Genomic DNA, 23,629 nt, shown 5'->3' with positions numbered 1-23,629 from the left:
GGTCTCGCTAGATCGGCGCGCAACGGATCACCGCCGAGCCAGATCGTAATAAGTTCGGATAAGATCGGTTTCGCGGTAAGCGGGGTCGAAACGACCATTGTCCGGCGGGTCGGCGGAAACCGGCGCGGCCTCGGCGGCGGGGGCGACCGCGGCGGCGGCGGCCAGCGTGGTGCCCCCGCGCAGCAGCCCGCGGCGCGTGACCCCGCCCCTCCGGCGTTTGTCGTTCATATTTTCCATTGAGATCCCCCTTTTTCAATTACTGGTCACCCCCTCGGGGGCCTGTATCTGAGCCCGGGCGCGCATCTGTGGTACAAGCTCGCCAGCAAAGGCGAAACTCTTTCCTGCGGGGTAAGGTTCCGAAAAAACGTAAAAAAAAATTCTAGGGCGGCTGCGAAGTCTGTCCGCGCATCCGCCGCGCGCGGTGAGGGCGCCCCGAGTCCGCCCGCGAGGGCCGCCACGGCCCCCGACGAACGGCGACGACCGGAGACGGGCCGCGGCCGCGCGGGGCTGGTCGGCTGGTCCGGGCGCCTCCCTCCTGCGGCGGCGCGTCAGCTGTAGCGTTCCGGCCCCATCGCCTGAGCCGCCGAATAGCGGTCGCCATAGGCCCAGCCGACGGGCAGGCAGGCATCGATCCGGTCCAGATCCTCGCGCGACAGATTCAGATCCACGCCCTGCACCAGCTCGCGCAGATGCACGACCGAGCGGGTGCCGGGGATCGGGATCACATGGGGGCCCCGGCTCAGCAGCCATGCCATCGCCACGGCACAAGCGGGTGTTCCCCGCTCGGCCGCGAAGGCGCGAAACCCTTCACTTGCCGCGAGGTTCCTGAGCAGGTTGTCGGGCTCGAACCGCGGATTGTTCGCCAGGAAAGGCAGATCCGCCACCCTTTCGGGCGTCGGCGGATCATCTGACAGCAATCCCCGCCCCACCGGCGAAAACGCGACCAGCGCCGTGCCCAGCTCGGCGCAGGCCTGCACCATTCCGAGTTCCGGCAGGCGGGTGGAAAGCGAATATTCCGATTGCACCGCCATGACCGGGTGCACCGCCTGGGCCCGGCGCAGCGAATAGGGCGCGATTTCGGAGAACCCGAACCCGCCGATCTTGCCCGAGGCCTTCAGCCGCACCAGCGTCTCGGTCACCTCTTCGATGGGGCGCGCGGATTCCCGGCGATGGACATAGAACAGATCGACGTGATCCACCCCCAGCCGCTTGAGGCTGCCGTCGAGCTCGGCCTCCAGATAGGCGGCGGAATTGTCGAAATGCCGCGCGCCGCTTTGCGGGTTCGCGACGATCCCCGCCTTGGTGGCGATGCGGAAGAAGTCGCGCGCGGGTGCGCCGCGCGCGGCCAGGTATTCCCCGATGACGGTTTCAGACCGCCCCTTGCCGTAGATGTTGGAGGTATCGAGAAAATTCACCCCCAAATCCATCAGCGCGTCCATCACCGCAAAAGACGCGTCCCGCGTGGTCTTGCCGTAGAAATCGGTGAACGACATCGCGCCGTAGCCGATGGACGACACTTCGGGGCCGCCCCGGCCCAGCTCGCGATATTTCATCAGACGCTCCTTGTGTGCATTGCGCGCAGACTAAGCAGCGTGCCACGGGGCTGCAAGCGGGAGGGAGGGCCGGTGGAAGGAAGCGGAGCCGGTGGATCGGCGTCGGGACGCCCCGCCGGACGCACGCGGAAGACCGCGCCTCCGGCGGGAGTATTTGGACAAGAAGAAGCGCGGGCGCCTATTCGAATTCCATCTGTTCGTAGACACGGCCCGCGTTCTTGGTCGCGAGCTCCTCGAAGGTGTCGAGCTGCTCATAGGGCGACTGGTCGACGTAATAGGCCGAGGCGAGGTCCCCGCCCTCATCGATCAGCGCGCCCACCTTTTCACGCAGGTAAACCAGGTAATCGCGGGTATAGCGGCGCACCTGATCCATATTCGTTGGATGGCCATGGCCCGGGATCACATAGGTGGCGCCCAACGGCTCGAAGCCGGTTTCCCAGGTTTCCAGCCAGGATTTGGTGATCGTGTCGGGAAAGATCGGCAAAAGCCGTTCGGCAAACGCCATATCGCCCGAGATCACCAGTTTCTGTTTGGGCAGCCAGACCACGATGTCGCCGGGGCTGTGCGCGGGGCCGAGGTATTTCGCCTCGATCGTGAAATCGCCCATCTCGACCACATATTCATCCTCGAACGTCTCGGTGGGCGGTTGCAGGCGGGTGTCGCCGATCCGTTCCTTCAGCAGCTGCTTTCCGGCGGTCAGCGGCCCCATTCCGGCCTCCTCGAAGGCGCGGGCGGCCTCGGCGTGGGCGACGACGGGCACGCCCTGATCGACCCAGTAGCCATTGCCCAGCATCGCGTGCCCCTGGCCGTTTTCATCCAGCACCAGTTTCACCGGCTGATCGGTACGCTTCTTGATTTCCTCGTGCAGCGCCTTGGCCAGCCCGTTGCTTGCGCCCGCGTTGATCACCACGACGCCGTCGCCGGTGATGATGAAGCTGAGGTTGTTGTTGTGGCCCGCGTTATCGTAGCTGGGCGCGGCGGTGGCGCCGGTCGCGGTCCAGACGCCGGGGATATATTCCACCGGCTCGGCATAAAGCAGGGAGCCGGGATATTTATCCGCGATCTGCGCGCTGGCAGAGGCGGCGCCCGGGCTGTTCGCCGCCAGCATTCCGAAGGCAAGCGCGATGGCCGCTCTGGTCAAGAATTTCATGTCACATCCTCCCTTGTCGGTGTCCCGACTTGATATTCGTCAAACGGAATGTGACAGGGTTTCAGGCCTCGGGCAATGGGAAGGTCGGGCGGCGCGCCGGAGATGACGCCCGCCGCGCGGCAGGCGCCCGCCGCGCCTAATCCTCGGCCTTGGCGCAGTAGAGCCCGTAGAGCGTGTCGAGCACGGCCAGAACCTCCGGCCCGCTGATCGCGTAATAGATGGTCTGCGCATCGCGCCGCGCCTCGATCAGGCCCGCGTCGCGCAGTTTCTTGAGCTGCTGCGACATGGTCGGCTGCGAGACGCCGCAACGCTCCGCCAGCTCGCCCACGTTGCATTCGCCCTTTACCAGGCGGCACAGGATGCGCAGCCGCGACGGGCTGGACAGCATCGACATCAGCGCCGCGGCGCTTTGCACATGCTCTTCCAGCGGATCGGCCAGATGCGCGGCGTCATGTGCCGCGTGGGCGGGAGGGAGTCGGGTTTTTTCAAAGATCATTATATTAGACTTGTTGAATGTTCGACATGGCGAATATATAATGACACGCATGGCGCCACAAGGGCTTGTCGGCGCCGCACAGGATATTGCCTACAAGGAACGACACCGTGACTGAATTCACTCCATACCTATCGCTGGCGGGCGGTGCGCTGATCGGGCTGTCGGCTGTTCTGCTGATGGCGCTGAACGGGCGCATCGCGGGGATCAGCGGCATCACATCGCGCCTGCTCGAGGGCTCGCTCGGCGGGAAATCCCAGCGGCCCGGCCTGTTCTTTCTGATCGGCCTGCTGATTTCCGCCCCGGTCTGGCTGCTGACCACCGGGTCCTGGCCTGAACAAGCGGTGCCGGGCAACCTGGCACTGATGGCCGTCGCGGGCCTGCTGGTGGGCTTTGGTGCCGTGTTCGGCAACGGCTGCACCTCGGGACACGGCGTTTGCGGCATCTCGCGCGGCTCGGGCCGGTCGATCGTCGCCACGCTGACCTTCATGCTGACCGCCGCGGTGACCGTGTTCGTCGCGCGCCACATCATCGGAGCCTGAGCCATGAAAAACATCGCAGGACTTGTCTCCGGGCTGATCTTTGGCCTGGGTCTGATCATCTCAGGCATGGCCGATCCGGCCAAGGTGCTCAACTTTCTCGACATCTTCGGCACATGGGATCCCAGCCTCGCCTTCGTGATGGGCGGCGCGATCCTGGTGACGATGCCCGGCTACTGGCTGGCGACCCGTCAGAGCGCACCGCTGCTGGGCGGCACGTTCCAGCTGCCCACCAAGACCGACCTCGACGCGCGCCTCTTGTCGGGCGCGGCCATCTTCGGGGTGGGCTGGGGGCTGGGCGGCTTCTGCCCCGGCCCCGCGCTGACGGCGCTGCCGATCGCCGCGACCGGCACGCTTGTGTTCGTGCCCGCCATGCTGGTGGGCATGTGGCTGGGCCGCAGAAGCGGCCTGCTGCGTCCCGCCGCCATGGCCGCAGAATAAGGAGAGAACCGATGTCCGACAGCCCCGCCTACCCTGTCGATCTGTCGCAGCGCCCGCAGGTCGACGCCTTCTTCGATCCGGCCACCAACACGATCAGCTATGTCGTCAGCGATCCGGCCACCCGGGCCTGCGCCGTGATCGACAGCGTGATGGATATCGACTATGCGGCCGGGCGCATCACCTATGGCCACGCCGACCGGATCATCGCGCATATCCGCGACGCCGGGCTGACGCTTGAATGGATCATCGAAACCCATGTGCATGCCGATCACCTGAGCGCGGCGCCCTATATCCAGCAGCAGCTGGGCGGGCGCATCGGCATCGGCGGCAACATCATGGTGGTGCAGGATACCTTCGGCAAGATCTTCAACGAAGGCACCGAGTTTCAGCGCGACGGCAGCCAGTTCGACCGGCTGTTCCAGGATGGCGACAGCTATCGCATCGGGTCGCTGAACGCCTTTGCGATGGACACGCCCGGCCACACGCCCGCCTGCATGGTGCATGTGGTGGGCGATGCGGCCTTCGTGGGCGATACGCTCTTCATGCCCGACGGCGGCTCGGCGCGGGCCGATTTTCCCGGCGGCGACGCGGGCACGCTTTACGATTCGATCCAGAAGGTGCTGGCCCTGCCCGACGACATGCGCCTGTTCATGTGCCACGACTACGGCCCGGACGGGCGCGAGATCCAGTGGGAAACCACCGTCGGCCAGGAAAAGCGCGACAACATCCACGTCGGCGGCGGCAAGACCAGGGAGGAATTCGTCCGCTTCCGCACCGATCGCGATGCCGAGCTGGCGATGCCCAAGCTGATCATCCCCTCGCTTCAGGTCAACATGCGCGCGGGCACCATGCCGACCGACGAAGAGGGCCGCCCGCAGCTGAAGGTGCCGATCAACGGCCTGTAACGGTCGCCCCTGCCGGTCGGCGGCCCTGTGACGCCCGTACCCCTGTGATCCACGCCCGCCCGCGGTTGTCGGGCGGGCGACCGCAACACCCAATATCCAGTGGAACATCCCGTGGCACCCTCTTCCCGTCTGTCCTCCCGCCTGCCCTCTGCCGTGACCAGATACCTGCCCGTGCTCGACTGGGCCGGCCGCTATGACCGCGACAAGTTCAGCGGCGATCTGGTGGCGGCCATCATCGTCACCATCATGCTGATCCCGCAATCGCTGGCCTATGCGCTGCTGGCCGGGCTGCCGCCCGAGGCGGGGATCTATGCCTCGATCCTGCCGATCGTGCTTTACGCGATCTTCGGCACCAGCCGCACGCTGGCGGTGGGGCCGGTGGCGGTGGTGTCGCTGATGACGGCGGCGGCGCTTGGCAATCTGGGCGATCAGGGCATCGACTATGTCACCGCCGCGCTGACGCTGGCTTTCCTGTCGGGGGCCTTCCTGCTGCTGCTGGGGGTGTTCCGGCTGGGGTTTCTGGCGAATTTCCTGTCGCACCCGGTGATTTCGGGGTTCATCACCGCCAGCGGCATCCTGATCGCGACCAGTCAGCTGAAGCACATCCTCGGCATCAAGGCGTCGGGGGATACGCTGATCGAGATGCTGCACGGCCTGTGGTCGGGGCTGGGTCAGATCAACTGGATCACTGTGGCGATCGGCGTGTCGGCGACCGCGTTTCTGTTCTGGGTGCGGCGCGGGCTGAAGCCGCTGCTGCGCCGCATCGGCCTGGGGCCGACCCTGGCGGACATGGGCGCCAAGGCCGGGCCGGTCTTTGCCGTCATCGCCACCACGCTGGCGGTCTGGGCGCTGGGGCTGGCGGATCGCGGCGTCGACATCGTGGGCGCGGTGCCGCAGGCGCTGCCGCCGCTGACCATGCCGTCGTTCAACCCCGGCGTGCTGAGCGCGCTGATCGGCCCCGCGATCCTGATTTCGATCATCGGCTTTGTCGAATCCATCTCGGTCGCGCAGACGCTGGCGGCCAAGCGGCGCCAGCGCATCGACCCCGATCAGGAATTGATCGGCCTGGGCGCGGCCAACATCGGCGCCTCGCTGACCGGCGGCTTTCCGGTCACGGGCGGGTTTTCGCGCTCGGTCGTGAACTTCGACGCGGGCGCGCGCACGCCGGCGGCGGGCGCCTATACCGCGCTGGGGCTGGCCATCGCGGCCCTGCTGCTGACCCCGCTGATCCACTTCCTGCCCAAGGCCACGCTGGCCGCCACCATCATCGTCGCGGTGCTCAGCCTGGTGGATTTCTCGATCCTCAAACGATCCTGGCATTATTCGCGCGCCGATTTCACTGCCGTGCTGGTGACGATCCTACTGACCCTCGCGCTGGGGGTGGAGGTGGGCGTTTCCGCCGGTGTGCTGATCTCGATCCTGATCCACCTTTACAAGACCTCGCGCCCGCATATGGCCATCGTCGGGCAGGTGCCGGGGACCGAGCATTACCGCAACATCCACCGCCACGACGTGGATCTGCACGACGCGATCCTGTCGGTCCACGTGGACGAAAGCCTCTATTTCGCCAATGCCCGCCATCTGGAGGACCGGATCTACGACATGGTGGCCGAGCGCGACGATCTGAAACATGTCATCCTGATGTGCGCCGCGGTTAATGAAATCGACCTCAGCGCGCTTGAATCGCTGGAGGCGATCAACGCGCGACTGGATGCGCTGGGGGTGAAATTTCACCTCAGCGAAGTGAAGGGCCCGGTCATGGACCGACTGAAATGCAGCCACTTCCTGGACCAGCTGACAGGCTGCGTCTTCCTGACCCAGCACCGCGCCGTGCAGACGCTGTGCAACGCGCGGACCGAACACCACCGACCCTCAAAAGACGGAGTCTCCCTGTGAAACGTCGCCAATTCCTGACGCTCTCCGCCGCCGCGCTGGCCACGCCCGCGTTGCTGTCCCGCCGCAGCCTTGCCGCCGAACCCGGCACGCCGCTGCCCCTGCCGCAGGTGATGGATGTCGACGCCGGCAACGGCAACAGCCTGAACGCCATCCTCGGCCAGCGCGAATTCATCGCGGGCGCGCCGTCGAATACGCTGGGCTACGACCAGGATTACCTCGGCCCGGTGCTGCGTTTCAAACGCGGCGCGACGGCCAGGCTGGCGATCACCAACCGCACCGACGGGCCGATTACCACCCATTGGCACGGGCTGCATATTCCAGGCCATCTGGACGGCGGCCCACAGCTGGCCTTCGACACGCAGGAAACCTGGACGCCCGAGCTGCCCATCGACCAGCCGGCCACGACGCTGTGGTATCACAGCCACGTCCACGGAAAGACCGCCGAGCAGGTCTATCGCGGTCTGGCCGGTCTGATCCTGGTCGAGGACCCCGACATTGCCGATCCGCTGCCGCGCGATTACGGGCAGAACGATTTCCCGCTGATCATCCAGGATCGCAGCTTCGACAGCAGCGGCCGGATGACCTATGATCTTGGCATGATGGGCAGGATGGCCGGCTTTCAGGGCAGCGAAATGCTGGTCAATGGCGCGATCCGGCCCCGGCTGTCGGTGCCCGCCGGGCTGGTGCGGCTGCGGCTGCTCAATGCCTCGAACGCGCGGGCCTATGCGCTGCGCTTCGACGACAACCGCAGCTTTTACCAAGTGGGCAGCGACGGCGGCCTGCTGCCCGCGCCGGTCGCGATGACCGGGCTGCATCTCTCTTCCTCCGAACGCGCGGAAATCGTCGTCGATTTCTCCGACGGGGCGCCGGTGCGGCTGGTCTCGACCGACACCGGGATGATGGGCGGCACGGGTGGCGGCATGATGGGCGGCATGATGGGTGGCAGCACGGGCGGAAGCAGCAGCATGATGGGCGGCATGACGAACCGCGGCGCCTCCGGCCCCGAGTTCGAGATCATGTCCTTCGCCGTCTCGGATGCGCCGCTCAAGGGCCCGCAGTCCCTGCCCGCCACACTGCCCGCGCAGATCCCCGATCTGGGCCAGCCCGTGCGCACCCGCGATTTCACGCTGAACATGAGCATGGGCATGGGCGGGATGATGGGCAGCATGATCAGCGGCCTTATCGGCGGCGGCGGTCAGTCGATGGGCATCAACGGCCAGTCCTACGACATGGGCCGCATCGACCAAAAGGTGGCCTTGGGCGAAACCGAGCTCTGGCGGATCAACACCGACATGATGATGCACCCGTTCCACGTGCATGGCACCTCGTTCCAGGTGCTCAGCCTGCAAGGCAAAAAGGTCGATCAGGCGCGCATCGGCATGAAGGACGTGGTGCATGTCATGGGACCCTCGGAAATCCTCGTGCGCTTCGACAGGCCCGCCGCCGCCGAAACCCCGTTCATGTTCCACTGCCATATCCTCGAACATGAGGATTCGGGCATGATGGGGCAATTCACCGTCACCTGAGGAGCGCCGCGTCATGGACAAGGACACCCATTGGAACACCGTCTACACCAGCAAGGATGAGGATGAGCTGTCGTGGTTCCAGCAGGCGCCCCAGCCCAGCCTTGACATGATCCTGGCGCATCGCGATGCGGCCGCTCAGGGGGTGGTGGACATAGGCGCGGGCGCGTCGCGGCTGGTCGACGCGCTGCTGGACGAAGGGCTCGAGGACATTACCCTGGTCGATCTGGCCGAACACGGGCTGGCCACCACCCGCGCCCGGCTGCGCGAGCGCGGCGCGCTGCCGCGCTATGTGGTCGCCGATGCCACACAATGGACGCCCGCGCGCCGCTTCGGCCTGTGGCACGACCGGGCCGCCTTCCATTTCCTGACCACGCCCGAGGCACAGGCCGCCTATCTGGAGGCGCTGCGCCTCGGCACCGGGGCGGGCGCCATCGTGATCATCGCCACCTTCGCCGAAGACGGCCCCGAAAGATGCAGCGGGCTGCCGGTGCAGCGCTACAGCCCCGAGACGCTGTCGGCGCGGCTAGGCGCGGGTTACGATCTCATCGACAGCCGCGCGGTCGGGCATCACACCCCGTCGGACGCCACGCAGAAATTCCAGTATTCGGTATTTCGCCGCCTGGGCTGAGGGCGCGCGCCGCGCGCCTCAGCCCTCGAGCTCTTGTGCCCAGGGCGGGTTGGCGCCCTTGCGCGACACGGTGATCGCCGCGACGCGGTTGGCAAAGGCAAGCGCCGGTTCCAGCGCCGCCCGATCGAGATCCGACAGCGCGGCGCGGCGCAGCAATCCTTCGCGCGACAGGGCCGCCAGAAAGCCCGCGTTGAACGTATCGCCCGCGCCCACGGTATCGACGACCTCCGCCCGAGCGGCGGGCACCGACAGGGGCGCATCCCACGGCCCGAAGGCCGTGACCCCCCGGCTGCCCTGCGTGATGAGCACGATCCGCGATGCGCGCGCCGTCCCGGTCAGCGCCGCCACCCTGGCGGCGTCGTCACCGGCGTGCGGCACCAGCCAGGCCAGGTCCTCATCCGACAGCTTGACGATATCGGCCAGCGCCAGCAGCCGGTCCAGCCGCGCGCGATAGGCACGCTCATCGGCGATGAACCCCTGGCGGATGTTCGGGTCGAGCATGACCGGAAACCACTGCGACTGTTCGGCGATGTAATCGGCGTAGGCTTCGGCCGCGGGCTCCACCACGAGGCTGATCCCCCCGCAGTAAAGCGCCTGCGTTCCCTCGGGCGGCGGCGGCAGCTGCGCCGCGTCCAGCATCCGGCCGGCGGAATTCTCGTCGTAGAACGTGTAGCTCGCGTGGCCGTCCGCCAGGTCCACGAAGGCAAGCGTCGTCGGGCGCGCGGACCGGATCAGGCGCGATGTATCTACGCCCGCGCGCGTCAGCTCCCGCGTCAGCAGGGCGCCGTGCAGATCGCTGGACACGCCCGACAGCATGGAGGTGTCCACGCCCAGCCGCCCCAGCGCGATCGCGGTGTTGAAGATCGCCCCGCCCGGACAGGGCACATAGCCCAGCCGCCCCGACGCCGTGGGCTCGGGGATCATGTCGATCAGCGCTTCACCGCAGCAAAGGATCATCGCAGGTGCCTTCGATCAGGAGGTCGGGTTCAGATAGGCATCTATGGCAGCCGCCATCCCCTGCCCGTGAATGTGTTCCAGCCAGCCGGCAAAGGCGCCCGCGAACCGTGTGTCCTGCGCCAGATCGCCGTAGATCCAGGTCATTTCCAGCCAGGCGGCGGGGCGTTCTTGCGCGGCACGCGCGCTTTCGTGCAGCCGCGCCCAATTGGGATCGTTGGGCGCGACGGCGCTGCCGTCTTCGCGGATGCCGGTGCAATAGCGCGCCCAGGCCGCCGAAACCAGCGCCAGCCCCGCGACCGGCGCCCCCGTCGCCAGCGCGGCGCGGATCGAAGGCAGGATGAACCCCGGCTGACGGCTCGACCCGTCGAAGGCCACCCGGCGCGTGGTGTCGACGATGGCGCTGTTGGAAAACCGCCGCTCGACCAGATCGAAATAGGCCTGGGGCGTATAGCCGGGCACAGCGCCGACATGGGGGGCGATCTCCTCGATGGCGACCTTGCGCAGCAGGCCGCGGATCGCGGGGTCGGCCATCGCGCCCGCGATGCTGGATATGCCCAACAGCTCGGCCGGAACGGCGATCACCTGATGGCCGCCGTTCAACATGCGGATCTTCATCGTCTCGAAGTCATGGACGCGGTCGGAAAAGGTCACGCCCACATCCTGCCAGTCGGGGCGCCCGGCGGAAAAATCATCCTCGATCACCCATTGGCGGAAATTCTCATGGGTGACGGGCGCGGCGTCGTCGACGCCGAATTCCCGCGCCAGGGCGATCTCTGCCGGGCCGGTGGCGGGCACGATGCAATCGACCATCGAGTTGGGAAAGCGCACATGCGCCGCGATCCAGTCGGCAAGATCCGGGTCGGACAGCCGCGCCAGCGCAACGACCGTCTGCGCCAGAATGCGCCCGTTGCCCTGCAGGTTGTCGCAGCTGAGACAGGTAAAGGCGGGCACCCCCGCGGCACGGCGCAGGCGCAGCGCGGCGATCATCGCGCCGAACGCGGTCTCGGGGCGGTCGGGGTGGGCCGCGTCGTGGCGGATATCGGGGTGGTCGGCATCGAAGCCGCCGGTCGCGGGGTCGGTGTAATAGCCGCCTTCGGTCACGGTCAGCGACACGATGCGAATGGCCGGATCGGCCATCTGCGCGATCAGCGCGGCATTGCCCGGCTCCACCGGCAGAAAGCCGATCATCGCGCCGTTGACCTCAGCGGATTTGCCCGCGGGGTCGAGCTCGATCAAGGTGGTCAGACAATCCTGCGCCAGCAGCCGCGCGCGCTGCGCCGCGTCGCCCGGCCGCACGCCCGCCCCGATGATGGCCCAATCCAGATTGCGGCCCTCATCGAACAGACGGTGCAGATACCACGCCTGATGCGCGCGGTGAAAATTGCCCAGCCCGATATGCACGATGCCCGGCCGCAGCGCGGCACGGTCGTAGCGGGGGCCGCGCACGCCCTCGGGCAGCCGGTCCAGGTTTTCGTCGCGCAGCGCGATCAGCTCATCCATTGGCCACCATCCACGTTGTAGGTCTGCGCGACGACGTATTCGGATGCGTCGCTTGCCAGAAAGACCGCCATGCCGGTCAGATCCTCCGCCGTTCCCATGCGCCCGTAGGGCACCGCCGCGCCGACCTCGCGCTTTTTCTGGCCTGGCGCCTTGTTCTCGTATTTCGCGAACAGGGCGTCGACCTGGTCCCAATGCTCTCCGTCGACCACGCCGGGCGAGATCGCGTTCACGTTGATGCCATGCGCGATCAGGTTCAGCCCCGCCGACTGGGTCAGCGAGATCACCGCCGCCTTGCTGGCGCAATAGGCCGCGACCAGCGGCTCGCCGCGGCGGCCGGCCTGGCTGGCCATGTTGATGATGCGCCCGCCCTGCCCGCGCGCGATCATGTGCCGCGCGACGGCCTGCATGGTGAAAAGCGTCCCCGCCACGTTGATCGCGAAGACCCGGTCGAAATCCGCGCGCGCGATGTCGACGATGGGCGCGGCGGAAAACACGGCCGCGTTGTTGATCAGAATGTCGATGTGCCCCAGCGCGTCGACGGTCCGGTCGACCGCGCGGGCGATGCTGTCCTGCGCGCTCACGTCCATCCCGACCGCGACGGCCGCATCGCCGATCTCGGCCGCGGTGGCGCACGCGCGGTCCAGATCGATGTCGGCGATCGCCACGCGCGCGCCCTCGCGCACATAGGCTTCGGCAAAGGCCCGCCCGATGCCGCGCGCGGCGCCGGTGATCAATGCCGTCTTTCCGTCAAGCACGGTCATGCCAGACGCAGCCCCTGCGCGTCGAAGCGGTGGATCTCATCGTGGCGGGGCGTCAGGTGAATCCGGTCGCCGTGCCTCAGCTGCACCTCGCCGGGGGCGCGCACGGTCAGGGTTTCGGCCAGCCCCGTCTGATGGATGTGAAAGAACGTGTCGGAACCCAGATGTTCGGCCACGCCCACCACGCCCTGCCATTCGCCCGCGCCCTCGGGGGCGACGTCGATATGCTCGGGCCGGATGCCGACGGTCTCGGCCCCCAGCCGCGCCGCCGCATCGCCTTCGATGAAGTTCATGCGGGGCGAGCCGATGAACCCGGCGACGAAACGGTTGCGCGGCGTGCGGTAGAGATCCAGCGGGCTGCCGACCTGCTCGATATGGCCCGCGCGCAGCACCACGATCTTGTCGGCCATGGTCATCGCCTCGACCTGATCGTGGGTCACGTAGATCATCGTGGTCTTCAGCCGCTTGTGCAGCTCGCTGATTTCCAGACGCATCCCCACGCGCAGCGCGGCATCCAGGTTTGACAGCGGCTCGTCGAACAGGAACGCCTCCGGCTCTCGCACGATGGCCCGGCCGATGGCCACGCGCTGGCGCTGGCCGCCCGACAGCTGGCCGGGTCTGCGGTCCAGGTAGTCGGTCAGGTTCAGCGCCGCCGCCGCCTGCTCGATCCGCCGGTCCTGTTCGGCCCGGTCAAGCCCGGCCATGCGCATCGGGAAGGCGATGTTCTTGCGCACCGTCATATGCGGGTAGAGCGCATAGGACTGGAACACCATCGCCAGCCGCCGCTTGGCGGGGGCAAGCGACGTGGCGTCCTGCCCGTCGATGCGCACCACGCCCGAGCTTACATCCTCCAGCCCCGCGATCAGCCGCAGCAGCGTGGACTTGCCGCAGCCCGAGGGTCCGACGAAGACGGTGAATTCGCCGTCCTCGATCGTCAGGTCCAGCGGTGGGATCACCTCCGCCTCGCCGAACCGTTTCGTCACCTTTTCAAGGGTAATCTGTCCCATGATCGGATTCCTTATTTGACCGCGCCGAAGGTCAGGCCGCGCACAAGTTGTTTCTGGCTGAACCAGCCCAGGATCAGGATCGGCGCAATGGCCATGGTCGAGGCCGCCGACAGTTTGGCGTAGAACAGCCCCTCGGGGCTGGAATAGCTGGCGATGAACGCCGTGAGCGGCGCCGCCTTGGCGGCCGTCAGGTTCAGCGTCCAGAAGGCCTCGTTCCAGGCGAGGATGAAGTTCAGCAGCAAGGTCGACGCGATCCCCGGCACCGCCATCGGCGTCAGCACATAAAGGATCTCGGACCGCAGCGACGCGCCGTCCATCCGCGCGGCTTCCAGGATCTCGCCGGGAATTTCGCGGAAATAGGTGTAGAGCATCCACACGATGATCGGCAGGTTGATCAGCATCACCACCAGCGTCAGCCCGATACGGCTGTCCAGCAGCCCCATGCGGATGAAGATCAGATAGATCGGATACAGCACCCCGACCGCCGGCAGCATCTTGGTCGACAGCATCCACAGCAGGATATCCTTGGTGCGCCGCGACGGCACGAAGGCCATCGACCAGGCGGCGGGGATCGCCACCACCAGCCCCAGCACGGTCGAGCCGCCCGCGATGATGATCGAGTTCCACAGGAACCGCGCATAGTCGGAACGCTCCTGCACAACGCGGTAGTTGTCCAGCGTCCAGTCGAAGAACACGAACACCGGCGGGTCGGCGATGGCCGCGGCCTCGGTCTTGAAGCTGGTCAGGATGGTCCACAGGATCGGAAAGAAGATCAGCAGACCCATCGCCCAGGCAAGCAGGGTGTTCAGTGTCTTGCGGCGTGTGGTGACGGTGCGGGCCATGGTGTCCTCCCCCTCAGGCGTCCAGATTCTTGCCGACGATGCGCATCAGGAAAAGCGCCGCGATATTGGCCAGGATGACCGCATAGATGCCCCCCGCCGATCCCAGCCCGATGTTCTGGCTTTCCAGCACGCGCTGGTAAATCAGATAGGTCAGGGTGCGGGTGCCGAACGAGCCCTGCGTGGTCACGAAGATTTCGGCAAAGATCGAAAGCAGAAAGATGGTCTGGATCAGCACCACGATGGTGATCGCGCGCGCCAGATGCGGCAGGATGATATAGGCGAATTTCGACAGCGGCGGCGCGCCGTCCATTTCCGCGGCCTCGAGCTGCTCTGCGTCCAGCGACTGGATCGCCGTCAGCAGGATCAGCGTGGCAAAGGGCAGCCATTGCCAGGCCACGATGATCACGATCGAGCTCAGCGACGCCTGGCTCAGCCATTCCACCGGCGTCAGCCCGAAAAACCGCCACAGATGTGCGAACAGGCCGTTCACCGGGTCCATGAACATGTTTTTCCAGACCAGCGCCGAAACGGTGGGCATCACGAAAAACGGCGCGATCACCAGGATGCGCACGACACCCTGCCCCCACATCGGCTGATCAAGCAGCAGCGCCAGCAGCACGCCGAAGACCACCGTGATCAGCAGCACGCCGCCCACGATGACCAGCGTGGCCTGGACCGACGGCCAGAAGGCGCTGGACGAGACGAAGCGCACATAGTTGTCGAAACCGACCCAACCCTGGTCCCCGCCGCGCAACGGCAGGTATTTCTTGAACGAAAAATACAGCGTCATCGTCAATGGCACCAGCATCCAGCCAAGCAGCAGGATAACGGCGGGCGCCATCATCAGTCGGGCGGCGGATCTGGAATGCTGCGTTGCCATGCGTGTTCTCCCACCGGGCGGCGATAGGGCCCGGACACCTGCGCCGCGGCGGCCGTCGTGCGGCCTGCGGGCGGGGATTAGGGGCGAGCCGCCAAGGGCCGCCGGACGAATTCGAAAAGCTGCGGAAGGCAGCCGGGCCGCCTTCCGCAAGGGGAGGATGGGATCAGTAGCCTGCGGCTTCCATCTCGTCGGTGGTCAGGGCCTGCGCCTTGGCGAGGGCCTCATCCACGGTCTGCTGGCCCGCCAGCGCGGCCGAGAATTCCTGGCCCACCTGGGTGGCGATGCCCGCGAATTCCGGGATGGCCACGAATTGCACGCCGGTATAGGGCACCGGGTCGACGGTGGGGTTCTTCGGATCGGCCGAATTGATCGAATCCAGCGTCATCTGCGCGAAGGGCGCGGCCTTCTGATACTTCGCGTTGTCATAGAGCGACTTGCGCGTGCCCGGGGGCACATTCGCCCAACCTTCCTTTTCGGCAACAAGCGCGGTGTATTCCTTGCTTGTGGCCCAGGCGACGAATTTCTTTGCCTCGTCGGTCGCGTCAGAGCCTGCCGGAATGGCCAGCGACCATGCCCACAGCCAGTTGCCGCGCTTGCCCAGGCCCGCGTCGGGCGCCAGGGCAAAGCCCACCTGATCGGCAACGGTGGAATCGTCGGGGTTGGTCACGAAGGACGCGGCGACCGTGGCGTCGATCCACATGCCGCATTTGCCCTGCTGGAACAGCGACAGGTTTTCGTTGAACCCGTTCGTCGACGCGCCCGGAGGGCCGTAGTTCGTCATCAGATCCATGTAGGTGGTCAGCGTCTGCTTCCAGGGGGCGGTGTCGAACTGGGCCTTCCAGTTCTCATCGAACCAGCGCGCGCCATAGGAATTGGACATCGCCGTCAGGAAGGCCATGTTCTCGCCCCAGCCGGCCTTGCCGCGCAGGCAGATGCCGTAGACGTCGTTTTCCTTGTCGGTCATCGCCTCGGCGGCTTTCTTGATGAAATCCCAGGTCGGCGCCTTGGGCATTTCCAGACCCGCCTCCTTCATCAGGTCCTTGCGGTACATCACCATCGAGCTTTCGCCATAGAAGGGCGCGGCGTAAAGCGTGCCGTCGACGGTCAGACCGTCGCGGATGGCGGGCAGCAGGTCGTTGGCGTCCCAGGCGGCGGGCAGATCGTCCAGCGACACCAGCCAGCCCTGCTTGCCCCAGATCGGAACCTCATAGGTGCCGATGGTCATCACGTCGAACTGACCGCCCTTCGCGGCGACATCCTGCGTGACGCGCTGACGCAGGACGTTTTCCTCCAGCGTGACCCATTCCAGTTTGATATCGGGGTTCTTCGACGTGAAATCGTCGGTCAGCCCCTGCATGCGGACCATGTCGCCGTTGTTCACGGTGGCAATGGTCAGCGTGGTTTCCGCCGTGGCGACCGTGGCCGCCGACGCGGCCATCGCGCCGATCACGAAAAATGACGTGCTCAGTTTCATCCGGTGTCCTCCCTGGTGCATTGGATGCTGACCGAAAGACTAGTCCTTGAGCCAACACGGCGTCAACAAAAATTTTACGCGCGTAAAAATATGGCGCTCACGCCGAAGCCCGCATGATCAATCGCCCCTCGAACAGCGTCTCGCTGCGCGAATCGGCGCCTCCCTCACGGTGCATCGCCGCCAGCAGGGCCTGCACGCTGCTTTCCGAAATCGCCTTGTAATCCTGCGCCACGGTCGTCAGCGACGGGCAGGTGAATCGCGAAAACGGGTGATCGTCATGCCCCGCCACGCGCAGCGAACACCCCTGCGCGATACCGACCCTGATGCCGCTTTCATATGCCGCCGCCAGCAGCCCGATCGCCAGACGGTCGTTGCTGCACAGCACCGTCCGGCTGGGCAACGCACCCCGTGCCAGCAGCTTCATGCCGCCGTCGTAGCCGACCTCCTCGAAATTCCAGCTGGTACCGTCCGCGCGCAGCACATGGGGCGTGTGGCCCAGCCGTTCCATCGCCTGAACATAGGCATTGCGCCGCTTGTTGGCGTTGGGGTTGACCGGCGCCATCTCGAAAAAGCACGGCGGCTCCCCGGTGCGGCACAGGTAATCGACAATCAGCGGAATTGATTGGAAATTATCCGACCCGATGAAGGCCGCGCCCACCTCCTCCAGGTTGCTGTCGAACAGGACCGTCGGCACCTCCTTGCTGAACGCCGCCACCGCGTCGCGCTGCGAGGCCCGCCCGAGCGGCGCCAGCAGCACGCCCGCCGGCCTGAGCGAGCGCAGCGTGTCCAGGATCTTCACCTCTTGCGCGGGGCTGCCGTGAGAGCTGAAGGTCGAAGGCGAATACCCCGCCTCGATGCACAGCGCCTCAAGCTTGCGCGCCACTTCGGCAAAGAACGGATCGGCGACATAGGGCAGCACGATGCCGATGGTCTTGGTCAGCCGCCGGTTCTGGTTGACCGCGTAAAGATTGGGGCGGAAATCATGCTGCGACAGTGCCTTCTCGATCCGCGCGCGAGTGGAACTGCGCACGCTGTCGGGATCGTTGAAATACTTCGAAACCGTGGGGCGCGACACGCCGCAGCGCGCGGCGAATTCCTCCATGTTGCGAATTTTTCCCTTACCCATGCGTCCCCCGCCCTCAGCGAAACTTGTGCGCACCCAAAGTTAATTTACGCGCGACAACAATCATACTATGAGCAGAAAGTTTCCCTTTCAACAAGCGCCTTGCCCCGACGCGGGGAACGGGACAGCCCGGCAGACCCCGGCCGGAGCCGTGTCACCCACGCCGGGCACGCGCAAGGGGAATGTCCACTTTGTCCGAGACAATTGAGGGTTCGGCAGCGTATGGATGCTCTCGCCGCTGGCGCCGACCGTCCCGGCCCCTATCTTCTTGCCAGGACGATACGCGGACCGGCCGCGCCACAAGGAGGACTGTCATGGACTATACCATCAACCGCAAGCTCGAAGGGGTCTCCCTCGAAGACGCCGACGCCCGAACGCGCGCGGCCCTATCCGAGGCCGGTTTCGGCGTGCTGACGGAGATCGACGTGCAGGCCACGATGAAGAAGAAGCTGGGCGAAGACATGCCGGGCTACCGCATTCTGGGCGCCTGCAATCCCACGATGGCACATCAGGCGCTGGGGATGGAGCCACGCGTCGGCGCGATGCTGCCCTGCAACGTGATCCTGCGCGAGGTCGACGGCGGCGTCGAGGTTTCCGCCGTCGATCCGGTGGCCTCGATGCAGGCGATCCAGAACCCCGACCTTCTGCGCGTCGCCGCACAGGTCCGCGAAATGCTCGGTGGCGCCGTCGAAAATGCCTGATGCCGAATCCAACGCCATCTGCATCACCGAAGGCCTCATCCGGCTGGATGTCGACACAGCCAACGGCCCGGTGGAGGTCAAACGGATCGCCGATCCCGCCCATTGCCTTACCGGCGAATGGGCGCATACCTCCCGCCCGGCCCCGCCGGCGGTGCTGCAACCGCTGCTGCCGGTGCCGGGCGTGGTCCCGCTGGGCGAGCTGGAATTGATCGAGGCGCTGCGCGACCCGCATACAGTGGTCGCCGACGGCCGCAAGCCCGCGCAATTCGAAAGATACACGATCCCCGGCGCGATCAACCTGCCCTTCACAGATGTCGAGAGCGCATTGGACCACCTCGGTTGCCGCCGCGCCGCGGATGGCTGGGATTGCCGCAACGCCAGCCGCGTGGCGCTGTTTTGCAACGGCGCATGGTGCGGACAATCGCCCGCGGCGATCCGCAAGATGACCGCGGCGGGCTTTCCCGCGGACCGCATCCTCTACTATCGCGATGGCTTGCAGGGATGGCTCCTGCAGGGACTCAGCGTCTGGACACCGGGCACATCAGCGAGTTTTCACATCTGACGGGCATCGACCCGGCCTTCGTTTCCGCGCACCTCCCGCCCGCGATCCGGCGGCTTGCGTCGGCGCGGCCCGACCCCCGCACCCGCCGGACGCCCGCCGGATGCGCCGCCACAGCCGCGCGATCCCGCCGCCCCGGAAGGGTTTCGGTCCATGCCGACAGGCAGGTATGCATAGGATTGCAAACTCTTGTGCTATCGCCCGCGCCGGAAGTGGCTCTGCATCCGGCCCAGCACGTCCACGCCCATCTGCATCAACAGATCAAGGACATCGAGCGGCACCCAGTTTTCGCGGATCAGCCCTTCGTGGTGGAGGTAGAAATCCATCACCCGCATGGTGACCGGCTTTCCCGTGGCGCCCACGCCCAGAAAATCCGGCCCGGTGTGCAGCGCAAAGACGCTGGGCCAGCCGCCGGTCACGGAATAGGCGCCGTCGCCGACACGGATGTAATGCCCGCCGCCGTGGCGCGCCTTCTGCTCGGCGATCTCTTCCCACTGCCCGCCCCCCTTGCGCCCCGGAAAGGCACGCCGGAAGGGCAGTTGGTGATAATCGACAAAACCCTGCAGGCCGCGGGTCGTGCCGATGCCCGAGGGGCCATACCACATCATTCTGGGATGCCAGTGGTCCTTCTGAGGCATGTTCAGCAGGCCCTCGCGCCCGGCGTCCCCGAAATCGTCGTAAGCGCCCAACGTGTCATGCATGGCGAGGGTTTGTGCAATGCTGGCAGCACCTTGACCCGGATCCTGCGGAGTCAGCAGCACCCCGTCGGCGGTGATCGGGCCGGGCCACATGGCTTCGGTTCCCAGGCTGGGGGCAAGGGGCCAGAAGCCCGCCTGCCGGATCACGTCGAGCACGTCCCACAGGCAGTTGGTCTGTATGATTCGCCCCTCGCGCAGCTCATGCACTTCGCCGTACCGCAGGAAGACCGGACGCCCCGTGGCGGGAATGGTCAGCCAATCCTCGCGGAAGGTGCCGCAGTAATGGCCCATCATCGCCACGTAGTCGCGGCCCTCGTAGCGTCCGCCCATGACGATCAGGTCGCGCCGCTCCAGGTCGGGGAACGACGTCAGCAGCGGCCCGTAAAGCGCAGTTTCGAGAAACTCCAACCCCTTGCCTTCATTGATCGGATGCGCGGCGCGCACCTCGACTTCGGGGTGATACAGAGCTTCCGCCCGGGCGCCCAACCCGGCCGGACCGGCCTCGCAGAGTGCTGCAAGCCCGGTGTGCAACCTGGTCTTCAAGGCGATGATGTCGTCGGTCATGTCGTTCTCCTCTCCGGCGCATCCTGCCGCCTGGAAGAAAATATTGCAAACGTATTCATTCGTCCGTATGGTACGCCCCATGCTTGGCGTGGCCTTGGGTCCGCACAGCGGAAAATCACGACGTTGCCCCGGCGGGAGGCTGGAGGGCGCGCAAACTTCTGACGGGAGAGATCGGAATGAACTTCAGGATCAAGGCATCGGTCGCGGCAGCCGCGCTGATTGCATCGGCCGGCGGCGCATGGGCCGATTGCGGTATCGAAAGCGGCTCGGTCCGCATACTGTCGAACGATTTTCCGGCGTTGTCGGCGGTGAACGGCCGCGCCGCCGAATGTGCGTCCGACACGGTGGAGGTGACCGTGAACCAGACCACGGAGCACAGCAACATCCAGGTGCCGGCGCTCAGCGCCGATCCTGCGACCTACACGGTCGCGGTGGTTGCGACCAGCTCGATCGTGCCGCTGCTGTCCGACGACCTGATCCGCCCGCTCGACGTGTATGTCGAGAAGTGGGGCGACCAGCTTCTCGACAGTCAGAAGATCGCCGTGGGCGGCAAAACCATGGCGATCGCCTTCATGGCGAACGCCCAGCACCTATTCTATCGGAAGGATGTACTGGAGGAACACGGCATCGCGGTGCCCAAGACCTATGACGAGCTCTTCGCGGCCGCCGAAAAGCTACAGCAGGAGGGTTGGAAATACCCGTTGTCGTCGAACTTCATGCCGGGCTGGAATCTCGCGGCGGAATTCGTGAACCTCTATCTCGGCACCGGCGGCCAGTTCTTCGCGCCCGGCTCGGCCGAGCTTGCCATCGACAACGAGGACGGCATCGCCGTGCTCGAGACGATGAAGAAGATGACCGACTACATGAATCCCGACTACGTCACCTATGACAGCAACGCGCAGACCCCGATCTGGGAAGCGGGCGAAGTCGCGCTGTCGATCGCCTGGGGCTCGCGCGCGGCCAATTACATCGGCGCAGACGCCCCGGACCAGGAGATTGCTGCGAACACCGCCTTTGCCGCGGCACCGACGCTGGGCGACGGCACCACGCCCACCGCGGCGCTGTGGTGGGACGGGTTCACCATCGCCAAGAACATCTCCGACGAAGATGCCGAAGCCTCGTTCCGTGCCATGATGCACGGCATCGCGCCGGAGGTGCTCGAGGGCAACATGGACAAGGCAGTCTGGCTGATCGACGGGTTCGAGCCGACGCGCGCCGCCGACGGCGTCATCGCCAACCTGCAGGGCAAGGCAAAGCCCTATCCGATGCTGCCCTACATGGGCCTGCTGCACGTGGCGCTCGGCGACAACCTGTCCGAATTCCTGCAAGGCAACGAAAGCGCGGAGCAGGCGCTGGCCGACGTCAAGGCGGCCTATACGACAGCGGCCACCGAAGCCGGGTTCCTGAACTAGGACTCCACCTGCAAGAGGCCGCCGCGCGGCGGCCTCGCGCCTTCCGCGACGACGGATGACCTCGTGCCGGAGCCCGGCACGGCAAGGGGATGGTTATGCCACACAAGACCTTCATGGCCTTTATCTGGCCCTCGCTCCTGGCGATGATCCTGTTCATCGCGCTGCCGATCATCTCGGTGGGGTATCAGTCGCTCTACATCGAGCATGAGCAGATCCTCACGGAATCCGAAACCTGCGGCCCCTTCGGCTGCAATACGGAGGTCAGCGTCGACACCCAGGCCATGGCGCGGTTGCGCGAAGAACAGCCTGCCGGGCGGTTCAACGGCCTGGGCACTTACACCAACGCCAGCCACCTTGCCGTTGACGAGATCGGCGAGATCGTCGCCACCAGCAAAAACTTCGGCGAGATCCGCAACAGGATCATGAACCTGCCGTTCTACAAGGCGCTGATCTTCACGCTGGCCTATACCTTCATCGTGACGCCGCTGGTAATCATCCTGGGTTTCATCATCGCCGTGGTGGTCAACTCGATCCCGAAGGTTCTCAAGGGGCCGGTGATCTTCTTTTCCCTGCTGCCGATGCTGGTGACGCCCCTCGTCGGCTCGCTGGTGCTTTACTGGATGATCGACAGCCGCGGCATCATCGGGGCGGGCTTGCAGGCGCTTTTCGGCGATCCGTCGCTGTCGCTCAAGGCCTCGCCGGTGCTGACCTGGATCACGCTCTTCGTCTACGGCGTCTGGCATTCCGCGCCCTTTGCCTTTGTCGTGTTTTACGCCGGGCTTCAGACCGTGCCGCAGGACACCATCGAATCCGCCATGGTCGATGGGGCCAGCCGGTGGGAGCGGGTGCGCTTCGTCATCGTGCCCTACCTGATGCCGCTGGCGACCTTCATTGCGCTGATGCAGCTGATGGACAACTTCCGGGTGTTCGAGCCGATCATCGGCTTCTCCGCCGCCGCCAGCGCCACCTCGCTGAGTTACCTGATCTACAACGATCTGCGCGCCTCGGAATCGCCGCTCTTCGGCTCGGCCGCCGCGACATCGCTGCTGACCATCCTGGGCGTCATCATCCTGCTGTTGCCGGTCCTGCGCCGCAACTGGCGCGAATTCAACCGCAAGACCTGAGGGGGCCGTGATGTCCAATCTTGCCGACAAGAAACCGCCGTCGCTCGTGGCCCTGTCGACCGGCTTCGTGCTGCTCTGGCTCGTCATCGCGGCCTTCCCGTTCCTCTGGACCATGTGGGGCTCGTTCAAGGTCGAGGCGGATTTCTTCTCCCGCGCCGATTGGATGAACGCCATCACCGGCCCGGTGACCGAGCGCCAATACGGCGACCCCTTCACCGGCGTCGGCTATGAAGGCGCCTGGATCGAACAGGAGTTCTGGCGCGCGGTGCTCAACACCGCCATCGTCACCTTTTCGGTCGTGGTGATCTCGCTCACGCTTGGCACGCTGGGCGGCTACGCGCTGGCCCGCTCGGGGTTCAAATACACCTTCTGGCTCTTGATGGCCGCGCTGGTGTTCCGTGCCATGCCCCATGTCACGCTGGTCTCGGGCTACCTGCTGCCGTTCTTCCAGCTCAACATCTGGGGCCACCTGCCCACGACGATCATCGTGCTTGTGGCGATCAACCAGCCGTTCACGCTCTGGATGCTGCACAGTTTCTTCCTGTCGATTCCCAAGGATCTGGACGAGGCCGCCATGGTCGATGGCTGCACGCGGTTCCAGGCCTTTCGGCTGGCGATCATCCCGGTGATGTGGCCCGGCGTGGTGACGACGGGACTGTTCAGCTTCCTGCTGGCCTACAACGACTTCACCGTCACCTCGATGCTGCTCACCCAGGAAAACGCCACGATGATCCCCAAGATCAACTCGTTCCTGGGCTCCACCCAGGAAGAAGGCAAGGTGATGTATGCCGTCGCCGCCGTGGTCTCGGCCATCTTGCCGCTCTTCGGGCTCATTCTGTTTTTCCAACGTCAAATCGTGAGCGGTCTGACCGCTGGCGCCGTCAAGGGATAAGGGGCTT

General features: G+C 65.7%; 24 protein-coding genes. 11 read left to right on the top strand and 13 right to left on the bottom strand.

Annotation, left to right across the window (positions count from 1 at the left end):
- Positions 1 to 27: 27 nt before the first annotated feature.
- From ACU0BR_RS01650 to ACU0BR_RS01635, 4 genes are all read right to left on the bottom strand, one after another.
- Positions 28 to 237, bottom strand: a complete 210-nt coding sequence (locus ACU0BR_RS01650) for a hypothetical protein (RefSeq protein WP_446155098.1) — start codon at positions 235 to 237, stop codon at positions 28 to 30.
- Between the two features lie 311 nt (positions 238 to 548).
- Positions 549 to 1,553, bottom strand: a complete 1,005-nt coding sequence (locus ACU0BR_RS01645) for an aldo/keto reductase (RefSeq protein ID WP_446155097.1) — start codon at positions 1,551 to 1,553, stop codon at positions 549 to 551.
- A gap of 178 nt (positions 1,554 to 1,731) precedes the next feature.
- Positions 1,732 to 2,661, bottom strand: a complete 930-nt coding sequence (locus ACU0BR_RS01640; protein ID WP_446155174.1) for an MBL fold metallo-hydrolase — start codon at positions 2,659 to 2,661, stop codon at positions 1,732 to 1,734.
- A gap of 178 nt (positions 2,662 to 2,839) precedes the next feature.
- Complete coding sequence (locus ACU0BR_RS01635; RefSeq protein WP_446155096.1) at positions 2,840 to 3,199, bottom strand: ArsR/SmtB family transcription factor; 360 nt, start codon at positions 3,197 to 3,199, stop codon at positions 2,840 to 2,842.
- Between the two features lie 107 nt (positions 3,200 to 3,306).
- Here ACU0BR_RS01635 and ACU0BR_RS01630 point away from each other — a divergent pair, with 107 nt between their 5' ends.
- The 6 genes from ACU0BR_RS01630 to ACU0BR_RS01605 all read left to right on the top strand — a co-directional run bounded on the left by ACU0BR_RS01630 (position 3,307) and on the right by ACU0BR_RS01605 (position 9,131).
- On the top strand, positions 3,307 to 3,738 hold the full coding sequence (locus ACU0BR_RS01630; protein ID WP_446155095.1) for a YeeE/YedE family protein: 432 nt from the start codon (positions 3,307 to 3,309) through the stop codon (positions 3,736 to 3,738).
- 3 nt (positions 3,739 to 3,741) lie between these two features.
- Complete coding sequence (locus ACU0BR_RS01625) at positions 3,742 to 4,176, top strand: DUF6691 family protein (RefSeq protein WP_446155094.1); 435 nt, start codon at positions 3,742 to 3,744, stop codon at positions 4,174 to 4,176.
- A gap of 11 nt (positions 4,177 to 4,187) precedes the next feature.
- Positions 4,188 to 5,081: an MBL fold metallo-hydrolase gene (locus ACU0BR_RS01620; RefSeq protein ID WP_446155093.1), complete on the top strand. Its 894-nt coding sequence runs from the start codon at positions 4,188 to 4,190 to the stop codon at positions 5,079 to 5,081.
- Between the two features lie 111 nt (positions 5,082 to 5,192).
- The gene (locus ACU0BR_RS01615; RefSeq protein ID WP_446155092.1) at positions 5,193 to 6,977 is read left to right on the top strand and encodes a SulP family inorganic anion transporter; all 1,785 of its coding nucleotides are present in this window, start codon (positions 5,193 to 5,195) and stop codon (positions 6,975 to 6,977) included.
- Positions 6,974 to 8,503 (top strand): multicopper oxidase family protein, encoded by a 1,530-nt coding sequence (locus ACU0BR_RS01610; RefSeq protein ID WP_446155091.1) that lies wholly within the window; start codon positions 6,974 to 6,976, stop codon positions 8,501 to 8,503. The genes ACU0BR_RS01615 and ACU0BR_RS01610 overlap by 4 nt, the downstream gene beginning before the upstream one ends.
- A gap of 13 nt (positions 8,504 to 8,516) precedes the next feature.
- Positions 8,517 to 9,131 carry a class I SAM-dependent methyltransferase gene (locus ACU0BR_RS01605; RefSeq protein WP_446155090.1) on the top strand — a complete coding sequence of 205 codons (615 nt, stop codon included), beginning with the start codon at positions 8,517 to 8,519 and terminating at the stop codon, positions 9,129 to 9,131.
- An 18-nt stretch (positions 9,132 to 9,149) separates the two neighbouring features.
- Here ACU0BR_RS01605 and ACU0BR_RS01600 read toward each other — a convergent pair whose 3' ends face one another.
- The 8 genes from ACU0BR_RS01600 to ACU0BR_RS01565 form a co-directional block, all read right to left on the bottom strand.
- Positions 9,150 to 10,088, bottom strand: a complete 939-nt coding sequence (locus ACU0BR_RS01600) for a carbohydrate kinase family protein (protein ID WP_446155089.1) — start codon at positions 10,086 to 10,088, stop codon at positions 9,150 to 9,152.
- Between the two features lie 15 nt (positions 10,089 to 10,103).
- Complete coding sequence (locus tag ACU0BR_RS01595) at positions 10,104 to 11,588, bottom strand: mannitol dehydrogenase family protein (protein ID WP_446155088.1); 1,485 nt, start codon at positions 11,586 to 11,588, stop codon at positions 10,104 to 10,106.
- A complete protein-coding gene (locus ACU0BR_RS01590; protein WP_446155087.1) occupies positions 11,576 to 12,349 on the bottom strand; it encodes an L-iditol 2-dehydrogenase in 774 nt (257 codons plus the stop codon). The genes ACU0BR_RS01595 and ACU0BR_RS01590 overlap by 13 nt, the downstream gene beginning before the upstream one ends.
- Entirely contained in the window at positions 12,346 to 13,353 is a 1,008-nt protein-coding gene (locus ACU0BR_RS01585) for an ABC transporter ATP-binding protein (RefSeq protein ID WP_446155086.1), read from the bottom strand. Before ACU0BR_RS01585 ends, ACU0BR_RS01590 begins: the two co-directional genes overlap by 4 nt.
- Before the next feature lie 11 nt (positions 13,354 to 13,364).
- Positions 13,365 to 14,195 (bottom strand): carbohydrate ABC transporter permease, encoded by an 831-nt coding sequence (locus tag ACU0BR_RS01580; protein WP_446155085.1) that lies wholly within the window; start codon positions 14,193 to 14,195, stop codon positions 13,365 to 13,367.
- Positions 14,196 to 14,208: 13 nt separating this feature from the next.
- Complete coding sequence (locus ACU0BR_RS01575) at positions 14,209 to 15,075, bottom strand: carbohydrate ABC transporter permease (RefSeq protein WP_446155084.1); 867 nt, start codon at positions 15,073 to 15,075, stop codon at positions 14,209 to 14,211.
- Between the two features lie 163 nt (positions 15,076 to 15,238).
- Positions 15,239 to 16,549 carry an ABC transporter substrate-binding protein gene (locus ACU0BR_RS01570; protein WP_446155083.1) on the bottom strand — a complete coding sequence of 437 codons (1,311 nt, stop codon included), beginning with the start codon at positions 16,547 to 16,549 and terminating at the stop codon, positions 15,239 to 15,241.
- A gap of 97 nt (positions 16,550 to 16,646) precedes the next feature.
- Positions 16,647 to 17,675, bottom strand: coding sequence for a LacI family DNA-binding transcriptional regulator (locus ACU0BR_RS01565; protein WP_446155082.1), 1,029 nt, complete (start codon positions 17,673 to 17,675; stop codon positions 16,647 to 16,649).
- Positions 17,676 to 17,986: 311 nt separating this feature from the next.
- On the opposite strand from ACU0BR_RS01565, the gene ACU0BR_RS01560 reads away from it, so the two are divergent.
- Positions 17,987 to 18,373, top strand: coding sequence for a DUF302 domain-containing protein (locus ACU0BR_RS01560; protein WP_446155081.1), 387 nt, complete (start codon positions 17,987 to 17,989; stop codon positions 18,371 to 18,373).
- Positions 18,366 to 18,935, top strand: a complete 570-nt coding sequence (locus tag ACU0BR_RS01555) for a rhodanese-like domain-containing protein (RefSeq protein WP_446155080.1) — start codon at positions 18,366 to 18,368, stop codon at positions 18,933 to 18,935. The genes ACU0BR_RS01560 and ACU0BR_RS01555 overlap by 8 nt, the downstream gene beginning before the upstream one ends.
- Positions 18,936 to 19,126: 191 nt before the next feature.
- On the opposite strand, the gene ACU0BR_RS01550 is transcribed toward ACU0BR_RS01555, so the two are convergent.
- The gene (locus ACU0BR_RS01550; protein ID WP_446155079.1) at positions 19,127 to 20,194 is read right to left on the bottom strand and encodes an ester cyclase; all 1,068 of its coding nucleotides are present in this window, start codon (positions 20,192 to 20,194) and stop codon (positions 19,127 to 19,129) included.
- Positions 20,195 to 20,370: 176 nt separating this feature from the next.
- On the opposite strand from ACU0BR_RS01550, the gene ACU0BR_RS01545 reads away from it, so the two are divergent.
- The 3 genes from ACU0BR_RS01545 (at position 20,371) to ACU0BR_RS01535 (ending at position 23,622) form a co-directional block, all read left to right on the top strand.
- Positions 20,371 to 21,606 carry an ABC transporter substrate-binding protein gene (locus ACU0BR_RS01545; RefSeq protein WP_446155078.1) on the top strand — a complete coding sequence of 412 codons (1,236 nt, stop codon included), beginning with the start codon at positions 20,371 to 20,373 and terminating at the stop codon, positions 21,604 to 21,606.
- A gap of 95 nt (positions 21,607 to 21,701) precedes the next feature.
- A complete protein-coding gene (locus tag ACU0BR_RS01540) occupies positions 21,702 to 22,730 on the top strand; it encodes a carbohydrate ABC transporter permease (protein WP_446155077.1) in 1,029 nt (342 codons plus the stop codon).
- 10 nt (positions 22,731 to 22,740) lie between these two features.
- Positions 22,741 to 23,622: a carbohydrate ABC transporter permease gene (locus ACU0BR_RS01535; protein WP_446155076.1), complete on the top strand. Its 882-nt coding sequence runs from the start codon at positions 22,741 to 22,743 to the stop codon at positions 23,620 to 23,622.
- Positions 23,623 to 23,629 lie beyond the last annotated feature (7 nt).

The sequence above is a fragment of the Brevirhabdus sp. genome, from assembly GCF_052826345.1.
Note: the sequence above shows the minus strand (reverse complement) of the source record. Positions and strands in the feature narration are given on the sequence as shown.